Origin of the sequence: Micromonospora carbonacea, from assembly GCF_014205165.1 — a bacterium.
Classification (GTDB): Bacteria; Actinomycetota; Actinomycetes; order Mycobacteriales; family Micromonosporaceae; genus Micromonospora; species Micromonospora carbonacea.
Window position 1 is genome coordinate 3,153,967 of the sequence record NZ_JACHMZ010000001.1, and the last position, 16,313, is coordinate 3,170,279.

Consider the following 16,313-nt stretch of genomic DNA (forward strand, 5'->3'; position numbering starts at 1 on the left):
GGGCGGCGACGCCCCACCCGTCGGGGCGGCCGGTTCCCGGCCGGGCGGCGCGGGCCGTCCCCCGGGAGCCGGCCGCCGCCGTGTGCGCGGCGGCGGGCGTGCGTGGCGGCTCCGCGCGGGCGGGCGGCTCAGGTGACGGTGACGCTGTGCCGGGGCGTGGGCGGCGGGGCCGCGGCGGGGGCGCGGCGGGGGATGCCGCCGAGCATCCGCAGGGCCGCCGCCGACGGCGAGCCGGCCTCGACGGTGAAGGTCACCAGCATCAGGTCGGGGGTCTCCTCCAGCCGCAGCGTGTGCTGGTTGACCGTCAGCGCCCCGACCACCGGGTGCGCCATGTCGTAGGTCATCGACTCGCAGGTGCTCACCGGGTGCTCGGCCCACATGGCGGCGAACTCCGGGCTGCGCGACAGCAGCTCCTCGACCAGCCCGACGACCCGGCGGTCGCCCCGGTAGCGCCCCACGGCCATCCGCAGGTAGGCCACCACGGAGCGGGCCTTGCCCGGCCAGTCCGCGTACAGCTCGCGCATCCGGGGGTCGAGGAAGACCGAGCTGCTCATGTTGGGCGGCTCGTCGAGGTGCCAGGCGAGCAGCGCGTGGCCCAGCGGGTTCCAGGCGTGCACGTCGGTCGCGGCGCCGAGCACCATCGCCGGCACGTCGGGCATCATCGCGAGCATCTGGTGCAGGGCCGGCGGCGCCGCGTGGGCCCGGGCGGCCCGGTCGCCCGCCGACCGGCCGGGGCGGGCCAGCACGAACAGGTGGGCGCGCTCGTCGCCGTCGAGCTGCAACGCGCGGGCGACCGCGTCGAGCACCTCGTCGGACACGTTGTGCGCCTGGCCCTGCTCCAGCCGGGTGTAGTAGGAGACGCTGACCCCGGCGAGCTGGGCCAGCTCCTCGCGGCGCAGCCCGGAGACCCGCCGGCGCTCGCCGTAGCGGGTCAGGCCGGCGTCCTGCGGGCGGATGACGCCGCGACGCGATCGGAGGAACTCGCCCAGCGGATTCATGCGACTCAGTATGGCCGACGAGCATGACACTGTCAGTGGTACCCACCGTAGGAGTACCAACGGTTTCCGGCCGGGCGGGCGGTCTCCGCCGGGCCCGGCCGGAGCCGGACGAGTGTCCTGATCGGACGGTCAGGCCGTCTCGGCCAGGAAGCGCAGGATGTGGGCGTTGGTGATCTCCGGCTGCTCGGTGAGCGGGACGTGCCGCGAGTCGGGGACCAGCGCGCCGGCCGACCCCTTCGGCAGGGCCTCGACGATCCGGGCGAGCTTCTCCTCGTTCATCGCGAAGGCGACGTCCTGCACGCCGAAGATGTTCAGCGTCGGCTGCGTCGGCAGGGCGCCCCACAACGCGCCCTGCTCCGCCGCCCAGTCCGGGGTGCCGAAGGTCGCCGGCGGGAAGTTCGTCCGGTACATGCCCAGGGCGGCGTGCAGGTTCTCCGGCCGGCCCAGGGCGGCCCGGATGTCGGCCAGGTCCTGCGTGACGTCGTAGCCGTCGCGGGAGTACTTGTGCAGCATGAACTCCAGGAAGGCCAGGTCGTTGGCGGCGACCAGCTCGTCGGCGGCGGCCATCTGGAAGAACCAGAAGTGGGCCTGGACGTTGATGCCCCGGGGGTCGAGCAGATACTCGCCGAAGAACTGGAACGGCGGCACGTCGCAGGCGACCAGCCGCGACCAGCGCTCCGGCGCCTGCACGGCCGCGGCCCACGCGACGGCGGCCCCGAAGTCGTGCCCGATCAGCACCGCCCGCTCGTCGCCGCCGAGCACCTCGTGCAGGGCGTTGACGTCGCCCACCATGTCGCGGATGTGCTCGCTGCCGGGCGGCGGGACGGAGCTGGGGGCGAAGCCGCGGGTCCACGGCGTCACCACCCGGTAGCCGGCGTCGACCAGCACCGGCACCAGGTGCCGGAACGAGTTGGGGGTGAACGGGAAGCCGTGCACCAGCAGGGCCAGCGGGCCCTCGCCCAGTTCACGGTATGCGATGTCGACCCCGTTGACGGTGACCTGAGATTGACGCATGGGATGCCTCCTCGGCGGGCATGGATTGCACCAAGACTGGCCGAGCCGCACACCCCCCGCTTCTTCCTGCGTGCTGCCTCGTTGTAATGCGCGGACCTGGGAGGGCGACGGTGGAGTACGCACTGGTGATCTATCACGACGAGGCCGGCGAGCTCAGCCCCGCGGAGATCGACGGGGACCCCCGGCACCGGGCCTGGATCGACGAGGTGCGCCGCCGCGGGGCGTTCGCGGGCGGGCAGCGCCTGCGACCCGGCCACGCCGGCCGCACGGTGCGTTCCCGGGCCGGGGCCACGCTGGTCTGCGACGGGCCGTTCGCCGAGGCCCGGGAGCAGGTGGGCGGGTTCGTCGTGCTGCGCTGCGCCGACCTCGACGAGGCGACGGAGCTGGCCGCCCTGCACCCGTTCGCCGCGCTGGGCGTCATCGAGGTGCGGCCGGTCTGGACCCGGTGACCTTCCCGGTCGACGCCGCCGTGGCCACGGCGTTCCGCCGGGAGTACGGCCAGCTCGTCGGCACGCTGGTCGCCCTCACCGGGGACCGGGCCCTGGCCGAGGACTGCGTGCAGGACGCGTTCGCCGCCGCGCTGCAACGCTGGCCCGGCGAGGGCGTGCCCCGGCGGCCCGGGGCCTGGCTGACGACCGTGGCGCGCAACCGGGCCGTCGACCGGCTGCGGCACGAGAACATGGCCGCCGTCCGGCTGCGCGAGGCCGCGGTCACCCTGTCGACGTACGCGGACGCGCCGCCGGTGCCGCCGGTGATCCGCGACGCCCAGCTCCGGCTGATCTTCACCTGTTGCCATCCCGCGCTGTCGCTGACGTCGCAGGTCGCGCTGACCCTGCGTACCGTCGTGGGCCTCGGCCCGGCGGAGATCGCCCGCGCCCTGCTGGTCCCGCCGGGCACCCTCGCGCAGCGGCTGGTGCGGGCCCGGCGCGGCGTCCGCGAGGCCGGCCTGCGCGGCGAGCTGCCGCCGGCCGCCGAGCTGCCCGGCCGGGCCGCGGCGGTGCGCGCGGTGGTGTACCTGCTGTTCACCGAGGGGTACGCGGCCACGGCCGGCGCGGAGCTGCTGCGGCACGGGCTGTGCGCGGAGGCCGTGCGGCTGGCCCACCTGCTGGCCCGGCTGTTGCCCGACGATCCGGAGACCCTCGGGCTGCTCGCGCTGCTGCTGCTGCACGACGCCCGGCGCGACGCCCGCACCGACGCGCACGGCGACCTGGTGCCGCTGGAGCGGCAGGACCGCCGGCGGTGGGACCGGGGCCGCATCGCCGAGGGGACGCGGCTGCTGGAGCGGGCCCTGCGCCACGGGCGGCCGGGCCCCTACCAGGTGCAGGCGGCGATCGTGGCCTGCCACGCGTGCGCCCCCGACGCCGCGCGCACCGACTGGGCGCAGATCGCCGGGCTCTACGCCGAGCTGGCCGAGCTGACGCCGTCGGCTGTGGTGCGGCTCAACCAGGCGGTGGCGGTCGCCATGGCGGACGGCCCGCAGCGGGGCCTGGAGCTGCTGGAGCGGGTGGAGCGCTCCGGCGAACTGGCCGGCCACCACCTCGTCCCGGCCGTCCGCGCCGACCTGCTGCGGAGGCTGGACCGGCGGGCCGACGCGGCCGGGGCGTACCGGCGGGCGCTGGAGCTCGCCGGCAACGACGTCGAGCGCCGGTACCTGCGGGGCCGCCTGGCGGAGGCCACCGGAAGCTGAGCGGATCAAGCACAGCAAATCGGCGGCAAATGTATATTTCCCGAAGGGTCGCCCGTCGGTCTGACGAACCGGTCCGGCGTCGCCGGACCCGCCCACGACGAGGGGATCACACATGCTGCTGGAGAACAGGACGGCGATCGTCTACGGCGCCGCGGGCGCGCTGGGCAGCGCCGTGTCGCGTGCCTACGCCCGCGAGGGCGCCACGCTCTACCTGGCCGGCCACCACTTCGACCGGGTCGAGATGCTCGCCAAGGAGATCGCCGCCGACGGCGGCCGGGCGTACGCCCACCAGGTCGACGCCCTCGACCCGGAGGCGGTCGACGCCCACGCGGGGCTGGTCGCCGAGCGGGCCGGGAGCATCGACGTGTCCTTCAACGCCGTCGGCCTGGACCACGTGCAGGGCGTCCCGCTGCGCGAGCTGGACCTGGACGACTTCCTGCTGCCGATGAACACCTTCGTGCGCACCCAGTTCCTCACCACGGCGGCGGCGGCGCGGCGGATGGTGGAGCAGCGCAGCGGCGTCATCGTGGTGCTGTCGACGTCCGCCGCGCGGGCGCCCATGCCCTCGGGCGGCTTCGGCGTGGCGTGCGCCGGCATCGAGTCGCTGGCCCGGGAGCTGGCGGGCGAGGTGGGCCCGTTCGGGGTGCGGGTGGTCTGCCTGCGTCCCGACGCGATCCCGGAGAGCGTGCAGCACGGCTCGTACGTCCGCGAGACGTGGCGGCGCGCGGCCGAGGCGAACGGGGCGACCCTGGAGGACATGCTCGCCGCCAAGCCGGGGATGCCGAACCCGCTGCTGGGCCGGGCGGTGACGCTGGCGGACGTGGCCGGCACCGCCGTGTACCTCGCCTCGGACCTGTCCAGCGGCCTGACCGGCTCGATCACCACCGTCGGGTGCGGAGTGCTCGTCGACTGACGGCCCGTCGGCTGCCCGGGGGCCGCGCCCCCCCCGGGCAGCCCACGCCCCCTCGACGGCGGGCGGGAAATAGAGCAAGCTCGAAGAGCGCGCCGACCGGGTAGCGTGGAACGGGACCGGCACGGCGGGTGCCGAGGGTGCCACTGCCAGTGGTACGCATGGCAGGGAGATGGGTAGCCGGGCCGCGGCTACCTAGGGTTCGTGGGCATGGCGGAGAACCAGAGCACGTCGGAGCAGCTCAGCTCCGCGCAGAAACTTGCCCTATTCGTCCTGCTCGGCGCGCAGTTCATGCTGTCGGTCGACTTCTCGATCCTCAACGTGGCGCTGCCCCGGATGGGGGAGGGCGTCGGCCTGTCGCTGGCCGACCTGCCGTGGGTGGCCAGCGCGTACGCGCTGCCCGCCGCCGGCTTCACGCTCCTGTTCGGCCGGGTCGCCGACCTGTTCGGCCGGCGGCGGCTGTTCCTGACCGGCATCGCGCTGCTCACCGTGGCCTCACTGCTCGGCGGCTTCGCGAACAACGCGGCGATGCTGCTCAGCGCCCGCGTGCTCCAGGGCTTCGCCAACGCGATCGCCATCCCGGCCGCGATGGCGCTGCTGATCACCACCGTCTCCGACGAGCGGGCCCGCGCCCGGGTGCTCGGCCTCAACGGCGCGCTGCTCTCCGGTGGCTTCACCGTCGGGGCCCTGGTCGGCGGCAGCCTGGTCAGCGCCCTGGACTGGCGCTGGGCGTTCTGGATCAACGTGCCGGTGGCGGTCGCCATCATGGTGCTGACCCCCCTGGTGATCAAGGAGAGCGTCCGTCCCGCCGGCGTCAAGCTCGACGTGCCCGGCGCCGTCACGGTCACCGCCGGCCTGCTCGCCCTGGTCTACGGCGTGAGCATGCAGAGCTGGATCGCCCTCGTCGTCGGCGCGGTGCTCATCGCGGCCTTCTGGTTCGTCGAGCTGAAGGCCAAGGCGCCCCTGGTGTCGCTGACCCTGCTCAACCGGCCGAACATCAAGTGGGGCAACTACGGCGGCATCGTCGCCTTCGTGATGGCCAGCGGCGTCAACTTCGGCCTCACCCTCTACATGCAGGACGTGCTCAAGATGGCCCCGTTCACCACCGGCCTGGTGTTCGGCGGGCCGGGCCTGGTCGCCGTCGTCGCGGGCGTCATCGCCGGCCGCATGATCGGCAAGTACGGCTACCGCAACGTCCTCGCCGTCGGCCTGCTGGCGCAGGGCCTGACCACCGTCCCGCTGCTGCTGACCGGCACGTCGACCACGCCGAGCCTGGCCCTGATCGTGCCGTCGCTGTTCCTGATGTACTTCGGGCACGTCACCGCCGTCGTCGCCTACACGGTGACCGCCACCTCCGGCCTGGACGACTCGCAGCAGGGCCTGGCGACCGGCCTGGCCACCCTGGCCCAGCAGATCGCGGTCACCATCGGCATCCCGATCTTCGGCGCGCTCGTGGCCGCCCGCACGGACGTGCTGGACGGCGTCCACTTCGCCATGCAGGTGCAGATCGTGGTGATCCTGGTGTCGGTGGCGCTGATCTGGATCGGCCTGCGGGACCGGGGCATCCCGGCCGGGCCGTCGTCGTCGGCCGCCGAGCGGCAGGAGCCGGTGGACACCGCCGAGGCGCAGCAGCCCGCGCCGGTGCCGGTGCCGCGCAAGGTCAGCGAGAACACGGTCTAGGCGCCCCCCAGCGCGCCTACCGACCGCGGTGCACGGAGCGTCGGTCCGCACCCCCCTGGGCGCTCCGTGCACCGCATGGTCGGCCCGCGGGCCGTCTGCCACCTGGCGGGCGGCCCGTGCGGCGTGTCCCGGCCGGAGCCCGGCCCAGCCGGCTGACAGCGCCGCCCCGAGGGCGGTGCCGGCCGGCTTGGCGGTGTCGACCGGCTCGGTGGTGCCGGCCTGAAGACGGTGCCCGCCGGCTTGACAGTGCCGGCCGGTTGGCGCTGCCGACCCGACGGCGCGCAGGGAACCCCGCCTTCGGCGGGTGGTCCTGTCGGCGCCTACGCAGCTGACTCAGCTCCCTAGTCGACGACGCGAGGTCCCGGGAAGGCGGCACGCGCCGCGCCGCCGGCCACCGCCGGCACCGCGCTGCTCCTGGAACGCCTCAGGCCGCGAGACCTCAGCCCCGAGGCCCCGGGGAACGCACAGCGAGACGGGCGTCCCGCGGGGTTTCGCACCGCGGGACGCCCGTGTCGGTGGGACCGGTCAGGACTGCCGGAGCCAGTCGGCGAGCCGCTCGCCGATCATGATGGAGGTGAGGTTGGTGTTGCAGTTGACGATCGACGGCATGACGGAGGCGTCGCAGACGTACAGGGCCTCGGTGCCGTGCACGCGCAGCCGCTCGTCGACCACCGCCCCCTCGTCGCCGGCCGCGCCCATCCGGGCGGTGCCGACGGGGTGGTAGCCGCTGTCGAGGCTGAGCCTGACGTAGTGACGCATCAGCTCGTCGTCGGCGACCATGTCCTCGCCGAGCACCACGAACCGCTGCCCCTGGTCGTTGATGCCCGCCGTCTGCATGAACTGCCAGCACTGGCGCACGGCGGCGACGAGGGTCTGGATGTCGCGCTCGGTGTCGAGGAAGTTGAGCACGACGTCCGGCGGGGCGGTGGGGTCGGCCGAGGTGAGGGTGAGCCGTCCCCGGGACTCGGGCCGCTGGTGCACGACCATCACCCCGAAGATCGTCTTCGCGGCGGCCAGCATCTGCAGCTCCGGGAAGAGCGTCAGGTCGAAGTGGTTGATCATGTAGTACTGGAGGTCGTTGAACTCCGTCGACCCCGGCGCGGTGGTCCGCAGGATCGTCTGCAGGAACGGGTCCTCGGGGCTGAAGCTCCCCTCCTGCGGCACCATGAACGCGCCGGTACGCGGGTGGTCGATCAGGTCGGCGCCCACCCCGGGCCGGTCCAGCAGCACGTCGATGCCCAGCCGCCGCAGGTCTCCGGCCGGGCCGATGCCCGAGCGCATGAGGATGGCGGGCGAGTTGACCGCGCCGGCGGCCAGCACGACGGTGCCGGCCTCGATCACCTCGGTGCCGCCGCCGGGCTTGGCGACCTCGACGCCGCGCGCCCGGTTGCCGGTGAACAGCACCCGGTTGACCTGGACCCCGGAGCGGATCTCCAGGTTCTCCCGGCCCCGGGCCTCGGCCAGGTATCCCATCGCGGTGGAGAACCGGTGGCTGCCCTGGCGGTTGGACGGGATGGGGCCGACGCCGGTGGCCTCCGGGTGGTTGTGGTCCTCGACCTCCGGGAAGCCGGCCTTGACGCAGGCGTCGCGGAACACGTGCTGCACCGGGGTCATCTCGTCGGGCGTGAACCGGTGGATCGGGATGGGGCCGCCCTTGCCGTGGTACTCGTTGTCGAAGTCCTGGTCGTCCTCGAGCCGCTTGTAGAACGGCAGCACCTCGTCCCAGGCCCAGGCCGGGTTGCCCAGCTCGGCCCACTCGTCGAAGTTGTTCGGCGTGCCGCGCAGCGCGATGGTCGCCCCGACGGCGGAGGAGCCGCCGGTGACCTTCCCGCGCGGGAAGATGATCCGCCGGCGGTCGGTGATCTCGGCCTTGAAGTGCCAGTCGTGGCGGTCCATCGACATGGCGCTGCCGTCGAGCAGGTCGGTCGGGGTCTCGGCCACCGTCGCGAAGTCGGGGCCCGCCTCCAGCAGCAGCACCCGGCGGGCGGGGTCCTCACTGAGCCGGGCGGCCAGCGCGGCTCCGGCGGAGCCGGATCCGACCACCAGATAATCGATTCCGTGCATCATCGGCGTCCTTCGGTGCGTGGGGGATGGGCGATCCTGTCGCGTGGGCGGACAGGTGTGGATGCGCTTCCATTGCGGACGTGCTCGGGACCCGTCCTGAGCATCACACCGGGGGATGCGCGTCGCTTCTCCGCCGTTGCCGTGCGCGATCGTGGTGCGCAGGATCGCCGTGCGCCGTCGCCGCGTGCTCTCCGCCGCGCCGGGCCGCCGTCAGGCGCGGGGGGAACGCCGGCGGCGGGCCCGGGCCAGGGAGGCGGCGGTCGCCTCGTAGTCGTCGCCCGCGCCGGCCATCAGCGAGCGCAGCTGCGCCTCGAAGCAGACGTCGGCGTCGTACGGGTCGATCAGGTAGCCGCCGAGCTCGAGGCTCACCAGCCCGTGCAGGGCGATCCACATGTTCTGCGCGACCAGCAGCGGATCCCCGGCGCGGAACCGGCCCTGCTCGGTGGCCCGGGCCACCGCGTCGACCAGCGGCTGGAGCGTGTACTTGCCGTGCTGCCGGTCGCCGTCGGCCAGGGCGAACCCGCCGAGCGCGGCGCTGCCGAACATGACCTGGTAGAGCTGCGGGTGGTCGAGGGAGTTGGCCCGGTAGGCGTAGCCGAGCGCCATCACGTCGGCGACCGCGTCGGAGGTGGCCCGCACGGTCGACATGCGCCGGTGCAGGCGGGCGAAGCCCTCGTGCACCATCGCCCGGACCAGGTTGTCCATGCCGCCGAAGTGCGTGTAGACGGCCGTGGTCGAGGTGCCCACGGCGGCGGCGAGGCGGCGCGTGGTGAGGCCGGCGGCGCCCTCCTCGGCGAGCAGTCGGGCCGCCGCCTCCAGCAGGGCGGTCGCCAGGGTCGGGTCGATTCGGCGCGGGCTCACGTTGACATGATCTCACGCCCGGCGTACCTTCAATGAGGTAACGCTGTTACGTAACCGCGATACGCAAAAAGATCGCCCCAGCTCGTGGAGGCCGCAATGAGCGTCGTCGCCCTCGCCCCCAGAACCCTCTCCCGCAACGACAACCGGCGCCCCGTCGCCACCGAGGCGACGGAGCTCGACCTGACGGTCACCGGGCGGCTGCCCGCCGAGCTGGACGGCTGCTTCGTGCGCATCGGGCCGAACCCGATGGGCGGCGACCGGCCCGGCCACGCCCTCGTCGGCGACGGCATGGTGCACGGCGTGCGCCTGCGCTCCGGCCGCGCGCTGTGGTACCGCAACCGGTGGATCCGCACCGACCGCACCACCCGCGCCCTGGGCGAGCTCGCCCTGCCCGGCCCGCGGCACGGGTTGTCCGACAACGCCAACGCCAACGTCATCCGGCACGGCGGGCGCACCCTGGCCCTCGGCGAGGCCGGCGTGCTGCCGGTCGAGCTGGACGACGAGCTGGGCTCGGTGGCCCGCATCGACTTCGACGCCACCCTGCCGCACGGCTTCGCCGCCCACGCCGAGTGCGACCCGGTCACCGGCGAGCTGTTCGCCGTGGCCTACTACCACGAGCTGCCGTACGTCGAGCACCTCGTGCTGACCCCCGACGGGCGGGTGCGCCGCAGCGAGCGCGTCGAGGTCGCCGGGCCGCCGCTGATGCACTCCCTGGCGCTGACCGACCGGCACTCGGTGCTGTTCGACCTGCCGGTCACCTTCTCGCCGACGCTGGCCCGCGCGGGCTCCCGCTTCCCGTACGCGTGGCAGCGCGGGCGCGCGGCGCGGCTCGGGCTGCTGCCCCGCGAGGGGCGCGGGGCCGACGTGCGCTGGTTCGACGTCGACCCCTGCTACGTCTTCCACCCCGTCAACGCCTACGAGGCCGACGACACGTGCGTGGTCGACGTGGTGCGCCACGACCGGGTCTTCGACCGCGACCTGCACGCCCCGGGGGAGTCCGCGCCTACGCTGTGGCGCTGGACGCTGGACCTGACCCGGGGCACGGTCGCCGCCGAGCAGCTCGACGACATCCCCCAGGAGTTCCCCCGCATCGACGAGCGCCGCAAGACGATGCGGCACCGGTACGCCTACACGGTGGCCATGCAGTCCGGCGCGGGGGTGCTGGGCGGCTCCGCGCTGCTGCGCCACGACCTGCTGCGCCGGGAGGTGGCGGTGCACGACTTCGGGCCGCACCGGGAGGCGGGGGAGGCGGTCTTCGTCCCGCGCGGGCCGCTCTCGGCCGAGGACGACGGCTGGCTGCTGACGTACGTCCACGACGGGCGTACCGGCCGCAGCGATCTGGTGGTGCTCGACGCCGGCGACTTCACCGGGGAGCCGGTGGCCGTCGTGCACCTGCCCGGCCGGGTGCCCAGCGGCTTCCACGCCAACTGGATCGGCTCCTGAGCCGACGCCCGGAGAACGGACGGGTTTCCGACAGCACCTGGGCAATCTGGAGGAACTGCGGCGCGGGTCGGCCGGTTAGCTTCGCGGCAGCCGCTGTCTCGCCCGCCACGGGCCGTACGGCGATTCTCCCGCGTTTCCACTCTCCCGCGTCCTTACGGAAGGTGCAAAAGATGTCCCAACCCCTCTCCACCGCCGCTCCGTCCTCGGGGCTGCTCGGCCGGCTCAACGGGGCCCACCACCGGGCCGCCCTCAACGTCTTCCTCTTCGTCGTGCTGGCGCACTGGGCCGAGCACCTGGTGCAGGCGTACCAGATCTGGGTGCTCGGCATTCCCCGGCCCAAGGCCCGGGGGGTGCTCGGGCAGTTCTACCCCTGGCTGGTCTCCTCCGAGTGGCTGCACTACGGCTACGCCATCGTGATGCTGGTCTTCCTCTTCGCGCTGCGCCGGGGCTTCGTCGGCCGCGCCCGCACCTGGTGGACCGTGGCGCTGGCCATCCAGTTCTGGCACCACATCGAGCACTTCCTGCTGCTGTGGCAGGTGCAGTCCGGCACCATGTTCTTCGGCCAGAAGGTGCCGACCAGCATCCTCCAGCTCGTGCTGCCGCGGGTGGAGCTGCACCTGTTCTACAACTCCGTGGTCTTCATCCCCATGGTGATCGCGATGTACCTGCACCTGCGGCCGAACCGGCACGAGCAGGAGCTGATGACGTGCAGCTGCGTCGGGCACCGCGTCGCCGGCCGGTCCCTCGCCCCCCATGCCGCGTGAGCTGAGCCGCCCGCCCGGCGGCCGTCGCCGGGCGGCGGCCACCGCCGTGGCGGCGGCGGTCGTCGGGCTGCTCGCGCTCACCCCCGGCGCGGCCCGGGCCGCCGACGGCCCGGTCACCGCCGAACCGTCGGCCGGCGCGGTGCTCACCACCGCGCCGGCCGAGGTGACCCTGGGCTTCGCCGCCGAGGTCGACGAGGGACAGTCGCACGTCGCGGTGCTCGACGCGGACGGCGGGCGGCTCACCGACGCCGAGCCGACCCGCGTCGGCTCCACCCGGCTGCGGCTGCCGCTGGGCGTCGACGCCGCCGGCGACTACACGGTCGCCTACCACGTCACCTTCGCCGACGGCACGACCAGCACCGGGGCGTACCGGTTCAGCGTGGGCACCGGCGTCGCGCCGGCCCCGCTCGACGACGCGGCGCGTCAGGCCAGCACCAACGTGGTGGTCGACGCGCACGGGCACGGCATCGACGGCTTCAGCGCCTTCCTGCTGTTCGTCGACGGCGCGGTCCTGGCCGTGGTCGTCGCCCTGCTGTGGCTGCGCCCGCGCGGCGGGCGGGCGGGGTCCCTGCGTATCGACGAATCCCGGGCCTGACGGGCAAGGGCACGTGACGGCACCCCGGGCAACGCGCAGCGGCGCCGACGAGATCCGTCGGCGCCGCTCGTGCGGGCGGTCAGGGGATGGGGAAGAACGCGCGGACGAACTTCTCCCACCCGCGCTCACCGATCATCGCCCGCATCTTCGGCAGCAGGCGCGGCGGCATGCCGAGCCGGTAGCGGATGCGCGGGTTCGGGGTGGAGACCGCCGTCTCGAGGACCTTGGCGACGTTCTCGGCGCGGACGGCGATCTTGCCGCGCAGCGGCGGGTTGTCGCTGAGCCGGTACGCCTGGTGCCAGTCGACGAAGTGCTCCCAGAAGTCCCGGTACAACGCGGGGTTGTCGTGCGAGTCCATGCCCAGGTCGGCGACGCTGTCGGGGACGAAGCCGCCCAGGATGGGCGCCGGCTGGAGCACGACCACCTTGATGCCGAACGGGGCGACCTCCAGGCGCAGGGAGTCGCTGATGGCCTCCAGCGCGTGCTTGGTGGCCTGGTAGTAGCCCCGGCCCGGGGTGGCGAACATGCCGAAGATCGACGACATCATGATGATCCGGCCGCCGCCCTGCTCCCGCATGCCGGGCAGGACCAGCTGGGTGAGCCGGCACAGCCCGAAGACGTTCGTCTCGAACTGGGCGCGGACCTCGTCCATCGGGGTCTCGCCGATGGTGCCGTTGAGGCTGTACGCGGCGTTGTTGATCAGCGTGCCGACCGCGCCGTGCTCGTCGGTGATCCGCTTGACCGCGGCGGCCATCGACTCCTCGTCGTTGACGTCGAGATAGAGCACCGTGATGCCCTCGTCGGCCAGGTCGGCCAGGGCCTCCACGTTGCGTCCGGTGGCGTAGACGGGCCAGCCGGCCCGGTGCAGCCGCAGCGCGGTGGCCTTGCCGCTGCCCGAGGACATTCCGGTGCCCGACGAGGCGCCGGTCAGCAGGATGGCGCGTGACTGGGTCATGATGGCGTCCCTTCCCGGCCGCGGGTCACTCGTCGCCGAGCCGCGCGATGCGGCTGCGGTCGACCGACGAGCCCAGCCCCGTGGCGTCGACCAGCCGGTTGATGAACGCGAACAGGCAGGCGCAGAAGACCGCCTCCAGCATCTCGGCGTCGCTCCAGCCGGCGGCGGCTGCCTGCTCCCAGTCCGCGTCGGTGATCTTGTACGAGCCGGTGCTCACCTTGGTCACCAGCCGCATGAGCGGCAGGGTGCGCTCGTCGACGGGCAGGTCCTCGACGCTGTCGGCGTCCGACACCGCCTCCAGCAGCTCGTCGCTGCCGCCGAACTGGCTGAGGAACCAGCTGTGCGTCCCGACGCAGTACGGGCAGCCGTTCAGCTTGGACGTCCAGGCCGAGATCAGCTCCTTGAGCTGCCGGGGCAGGGTGTCGCCGCCGAAGATGCCGCCGTAGCCGGCGACCACCACCGCGAGCAGCCGCGGATTGGTGGAGGTGAGCCGGAACATGTCGGGCACGAATGGGAGCCCGGTGACCGCCTTGATTTCCTCGTAGAGTTCGGCGGTACGGCCCTGAGCCTGATCCTCGTCAATCAGCGGGACTCTGATTCCCGGCTGTCTCGTCGTCGTTTCCATGAGCCATCTCCTCGTTGCTCGGGCGATCTGGGGCCAGGCGAACGACGGTGCGTTCCACGACGAAGTAGGGCCGCTGTCGGCGCTGGCCGCAGCAATCTCCGACGGGGCTGCGGGGCGACACGGAAACGCTGGCGAAGACAGTCGGGCAGCGATTCCGCTGGCCCATGATGGCACGTCGTCGCAGCTGGAGTGCTCTCCCAGATTGCCTACTGCGGGAACTGTCCCGCAGTTGAACCGTCGGCGCGGCTGGGCCGTACTGCCTACTGGCTGAAGGCACTTTTCGCCGATAACCTGTTTTCAATTCACAGAGACGGATGAGGTACGTGATGCCGGCAAGTGTTCTGCGACCGGTGCTGGGCTCGCTCGGTTTGACGCAGATCCGATACGTCGACGCGGTGCGTCGGGGGCGGGCCAGTGGCCTGGTGGCCGAGGTGTACAGGCAGGTGGAAAGGGACTTCGGTGTGCTGGCCCCACCGATGGCCCTGCACGCCCCGGCGCCGGAGGTGCTGGCCGCGGCGTGGCTGCTCATGCGGGAGACGCTGATCGTGCCCGGGGCCGCCTCGCGGGCGGCCAAGGAGACGGTGGCCACCTCGGTCTCGCTGGGCAACACCTGCCCGTACTGCGCGACCATCCACAACAACGCGCTGGGCCTGCTCACCGGGGTCGGCGTGGGCGTGGACGGCCGCGCCCGGCCCGACCCGGGGTCCGGCGGCGGCCCGGCGGAGCTGGAGGGGCTCGTCGGCTGGGCGATGCCGGTCGGCGGGAACCCGCCACCGCCGCCGTTCCCCGCCGCCCAGACGCCGGAGCTGGTCGGGGTGGCGGTGCTGCTGCACTACCTCAACCGGGTGGTGAACGTCTTCCTGCGTGACGTGCCGCTGCCGCCGGGGGTGCCGGAGCTGGCGCTGCCCATGGTGCTGCGGGTGCTGGGCTGGGCGATGATGGGCGCGTCGCGCCGGCCGCACGGGCCCGGCCTCTCGCTGGACCTGCTGCCGGCCGCGCCGCTGCCGGCGGACCTGTCCTGGGCGGCGGGCAGCCCGACGATCGCGGAGGCGTTCGGCCGGGCCAGCGCGGCGATCGAGGCGGCGGGCCGGCGCTCGGTGCCCGAGGCGGTGCGCGACCTGGTGCTGGCCAACCTGGTCGGCTGGCACGGCGGTCCGCGGGGGATCAGCCGGTCCTGGGTGGAGGGTCTGGTCGAGGGGCTTCCCGAAGCCCAGCGGCCCATCGCCCGGCTGGCCCTGCTGGTCGCCTTCGCGTCCTACCAGGTGGACCCGACGGTCGTGCGGGGCTGCCGGCTGGCCGGCGTGGACGACCGGGCGCTGGTGGAGGTTTCCGCCTGGTCGGCGATGGCCGCGGCCCGGTGGCTGGGCGGCAGGCTCGCGGCGCCACAGTGATCAACTATGGACAGGGCTCGCATCGCCGACCAATTCGGATAATCGCTGCGTCTGTCAGATTAAATCGCCTAGCCGCCCGTGGGAACATTCGAAAGTTCCGTATTGATTGATCTCCATGCATGGTATCGTCCTACTCCATCCGGACCACTTAGGACACTCACAGTAAGCGCGGCCCGATACGTTTCGGTCCGCACTCGCGCCACCCGACAGGCCGGTGGACTGGCATTTCTCCACAATTCAAGCCGGGTGATCGAACACCTGTTCCGTCACGGAGCGACGACGAGGTCGTGGCGACCCTGGGCAGGGCAACGCCGCCGGTCGTGGGGGGTATCCCGCGGCCGGCGGCACCATACCCGGGCCGGTCGCGCCGGGTATGGCCGGAGTGTCCCCAACGTGTTCACCGAATGGAGTGATTGGCCGTGCACAACGCCGTCGAAAGAGCCATCTCGATCATGTGGGATCGTTACCACGAACCCCTGTCACTCGACGCAATGGCCGATTCGGCCTTTCTCAGCCGCTTTTACTTCTCTCGGTTGTTCCGGTCGAAGACGGGCACTTCGCCGGGCCGATTCCTGACCGCGATCCGGCTCTACAAGGCCAAGAACCTGCTGCTCGAGACCGACATGAGCGTCACCGACATCGCCTATGCCGTCGGCTACAACAGCCTGGGCACCTTCATCAGCCGCTTCACCCGCAGTGTCGGCATCTCGCCGGCCCGCTACCGCTGGCTCGCCGAGAACGGCATCCCGCAGCTCTCCCGCACCCGCACGGCCGGCCCGCGCCGCCGGGCCACCATCTCCGGACGCCTCGTCCTGCCCCCGGTCGACGTGCCGGTGAAGGTCTACGTCGGCGTCTTCGACAGCCCCATCGTGCAGGGCCTGCCGGCCTCCTGCGACATCCTGGAGGCCTCCGGCGAGTACGTGCTGCGCGACGTGCCGGAGGGCGAGTGGTACCTGCGCGCCGCCGCGATCGCGCTCGGTGACATCGCGGCCCGCCCGTCCATGCGCCGCCCCCTCGCCGTCGGCGCGTACGACGCGCTGTCGGTGGCCGCCGGCGTCAACCTCACGGTGGACCTGGAGCTGCACCACACCGGGGTGTTCGACCTGCCCATCCTGATCGCGCTGCCCGAGTTGGACAGCACCGACCCGGCGGCCCGCAACCGGCGCGGCTTCGCCCGCAACGACCGGCGCACCGCGCGGCCGTCCCGGGTGCTGCACCGGGCCAAGTCGTGACCGCCGCCCCCGGGCGGTGGCGGCCCCGGACCCCGGGCTGCGGCCCGGCGCGGCGGGGCCGCGGATCGGGCGGCGCGGCCGCCACCGGGGGATG

Annotated in this window: 15 protein-coding genes; 9 read left to right on the forward strand and 6 right to left on the reverse strand. The window is 73.1% G+C overall.

Annotated features, from left to right (window positions below):
- Nucleotides 1–128: 128 nt before the first annotated feature.
- Both HDA31_RS13635 and HDA31_RS13640 read right to left on the reverse strand, forming a co-directional pair.
- Complete coding sequence (locus HDA31_RS13635; protein ID WP_246383963.1) at nucleotides 129–998, reverse strand: helix-turn-helix transcriptional regulator; 870 nt, start codon at nucleotides 996–998, stop codon at nucleotides 129–131.
- Between the two features lie 129 nt (nucleotides 999–1,127).
- Nucleotides 1,128–2,012 (reverse strand): alpha/beta fold hydrolase, encoded by an 885-nt coding sequence (locus HDA31_RS13640; protein WP_074476316.1) that lies wholly within the window; start codon nucleotides 2,010–2,012, stop codon nucleotides 1,128–1,130.
- Between the two features lie 110 nt (nucleotides 2,013–2,122).
- On the opposite strand from HDA31_RS13640, the gene HDA31_RS13645 reads away from it, so the two are divergent.
- From HDA31_RS13645 to HDA31_RS13660, 4 genes are all read left to right on the forward strand, one after another.
- Complete coding sequence (locus HDA31_RS13645) at nucleotides 2,123–2,461, forward strand: YciI family protein (RefSeq protein WP_178065354.1); 339 nt, start codon at nucleotides 2,123–2,125, stop codon at nucleotides 2,459–2,461.
- A complete protein-coding gene (locus tag HDA31_RS13650) occupies nucleotides 2,458–3,699 on the forward strand; it encodes an RNA polymerase sigma factor (protein ID WP_178065355.1) in 1,242 nt (413 codons plus the stop codon). The genes HDA31_RS13645 and HDA31_RS13650 overlap by 4 nt, the downstream gene beginning before the upstream one ends.
- Before the next feature lie 112 nt (nucleotides 3,700–3,811).
- Nucleotides 3,812–4,612, forward strand: coding sequence for an SDR family NAD(P)-dependent oxidoreductase (locus HDA31_RS13655; protein WP_178065356.1), 801 nt, complete (start codon nucleotides 3,812–3,814; stop codon nucleotides 4,610–4,612).
- 207 nt (nucleotides 4,613–4,819) lie between these two features.
- Nucleotides 4,820–6,289 (forward strand): MFS transporter, encoded by a 1,470-nt coding sequence (locus tag HDA31_RS13660; protein WP_178065357.1) that lies wholly within the window; start codon nucleotides 4,820–4,822, stop codon nucleotides 6,287–6,289.
- A gap of 525 nt (nucleotides 6,290–6,814) precedes the next feature.
- Here the strand turns inward: HDA31_RS13660 and HDA31_RS13665 are convergent.
- Both HDA31_RS13665 and HDA31_RS13670 read right to left on the reverse strand, forming a co-directional pair.
- Nucleotides 6,815–8,353 carry a GMC family oxidoreductase gene (locus HDA31_RS13665; RefSeq protein WP_178065358.1) on the reverse strand — a complete coding sequence of 513 codons (1,539 nt, stop codon included), beginning with the start codon at nucleotides 8,351–8,353 and terminating at the stop codon, nucleotides 6,815–6,817.
- A gap of 210 nt (nucleotides 8,354–8,563) precedes the next feature.
- Nucleotides 8,564–9,214: a TetR-like C-terminal domain-containing protein gene (locus tag HDA31_RS13670; protein ID WP_074476322.1), complete on the reverse strand. Its 651-nt coding sequence runs from the start codon at nucleotides 9,212–9,214 to the stop codon at nucleotides 8,564–8,566.
- Nucleotides 9,215–9,310: 96 nt separating this feature from the next.
- Between HDA31_RS13670 and HDA31_RS13675 the strand changes: the two genes are divergently transcribed.
- The 3 genes from HDA31_RS13675 to HDA31_RS13685 all read left to right on the forward strand — a co-directional run bounded on the left by HDA31_RS13675 (nucleotide 9,311) and on the right by HDA31_RS13685 (nucleotide 12,016).
- Nucleotides 9,311–10,657, forward strand: a complete 1,347-nt coding sequence (locus HDA31_RS13675) for a carotenoid oxygenase family protein (RefSeq protein WP_178065359.1) — start codon at nucleotides 9,311–9,313, stop codon at nucleotides 10,655–10,657.
- Between the two features lie 170 nt (nucleotides 10,658–10,827).
- Nucleotides 10,828–11,421, forward strand: coding sequence for a hypothetical protein (locus tag HDA31_RS13680; RefSeq protein WP_178065360.1), 594 nt, complete (start codon nucleotides 10,828–10,830; stop codon nucleotides 11,419–11,421).
- On the forward strand, nucleotides 11,411–12,016 hold the full coding sequence (locus HDA31_RS13685; protein ID WP_074476324.1) for a copper resistance CopC family protein: 606 nt from the start codon (nucleotides 11,411–11,413) through the stop codon (nucleotides 12,014–12,016). The genes HDA31_RS13680 and HDA31_RS13685 overlap by 11 nt, the downstream gene beginning before the upstream one ends.
- Nucleotides 12,017–12,095: 79 nt before the next feature.
- Here the strand turns inward: HDA31_RS13685 and HDA31_RS13690 are convergent, their stop codons facing one another.
- Both HDA31_RS13690 and HDA31_RS13695 read right to left on the reverse strand, forming a co-directional pair.
- The gene (locus tag HDA31_RS13690; RefSeq protein WP_178065361.1) at nucleotides 12,096–12,971 is read right to left on the reverse strand and encodes an SDR family NAD(P)-dependent oxidoreductase; all 876 of its coding nucleotides are present in this window, start codon (nucleotides 12,969–12,971) and stop codon (nucleotides 12,096–12,098) included.
- A 25-nt stretch (nucleotides 12,972–12,996) separates the two neighbouring features.
- Nucleotides 12,997–13,596 (reverse strand): carboxymuconolactone decarboxylase family protein, encoded by a 600-nt coding sequence (locus tag HDA31_RS13695; RefSeq protein ID WP_178065362.1) that lies wholly within the window; start codon nucleotides 13,594–13,596, stop codon nucleotides 12,997–12,999.
- A gap of 326 nt (nucleotides 13,597–13,922) precedes the next feature.
- On the opposite strand from HDA31_RS13695, the gene HDA31_RS13700 reads away from it, so the two are divergent.
- Nucleotides 13,923–14,987 (forward strand): carboxymuconolactone decarboxylase family protein, encoded by a 1,065-nt coding sequence (locus tag HDA31_RS13700; RefSeq protein ID WP_178065363.1) that lies wholly within the window; start codon nucleotides 13,923–13,925, stop codon nucleotides 14,985–14,987.
- 452 nt (nucleotides 14,988–15,439) lie between these two features.
- Nucleotides 15,440–16,219 (forward strand): helix-turn-helix transcriptional regulator, encoded by a 780-nt coding sequence (locus tag HDA31_RS13705; RefSeq protein ID WP_221487292.1) that lies wholly within the window; start codon nucleotides 15,440–15,442, stop codon nucleotides 16,217–16,219.
- Nucleotides 16,220–16,313 lie beyond the last annotated feature (94 nt).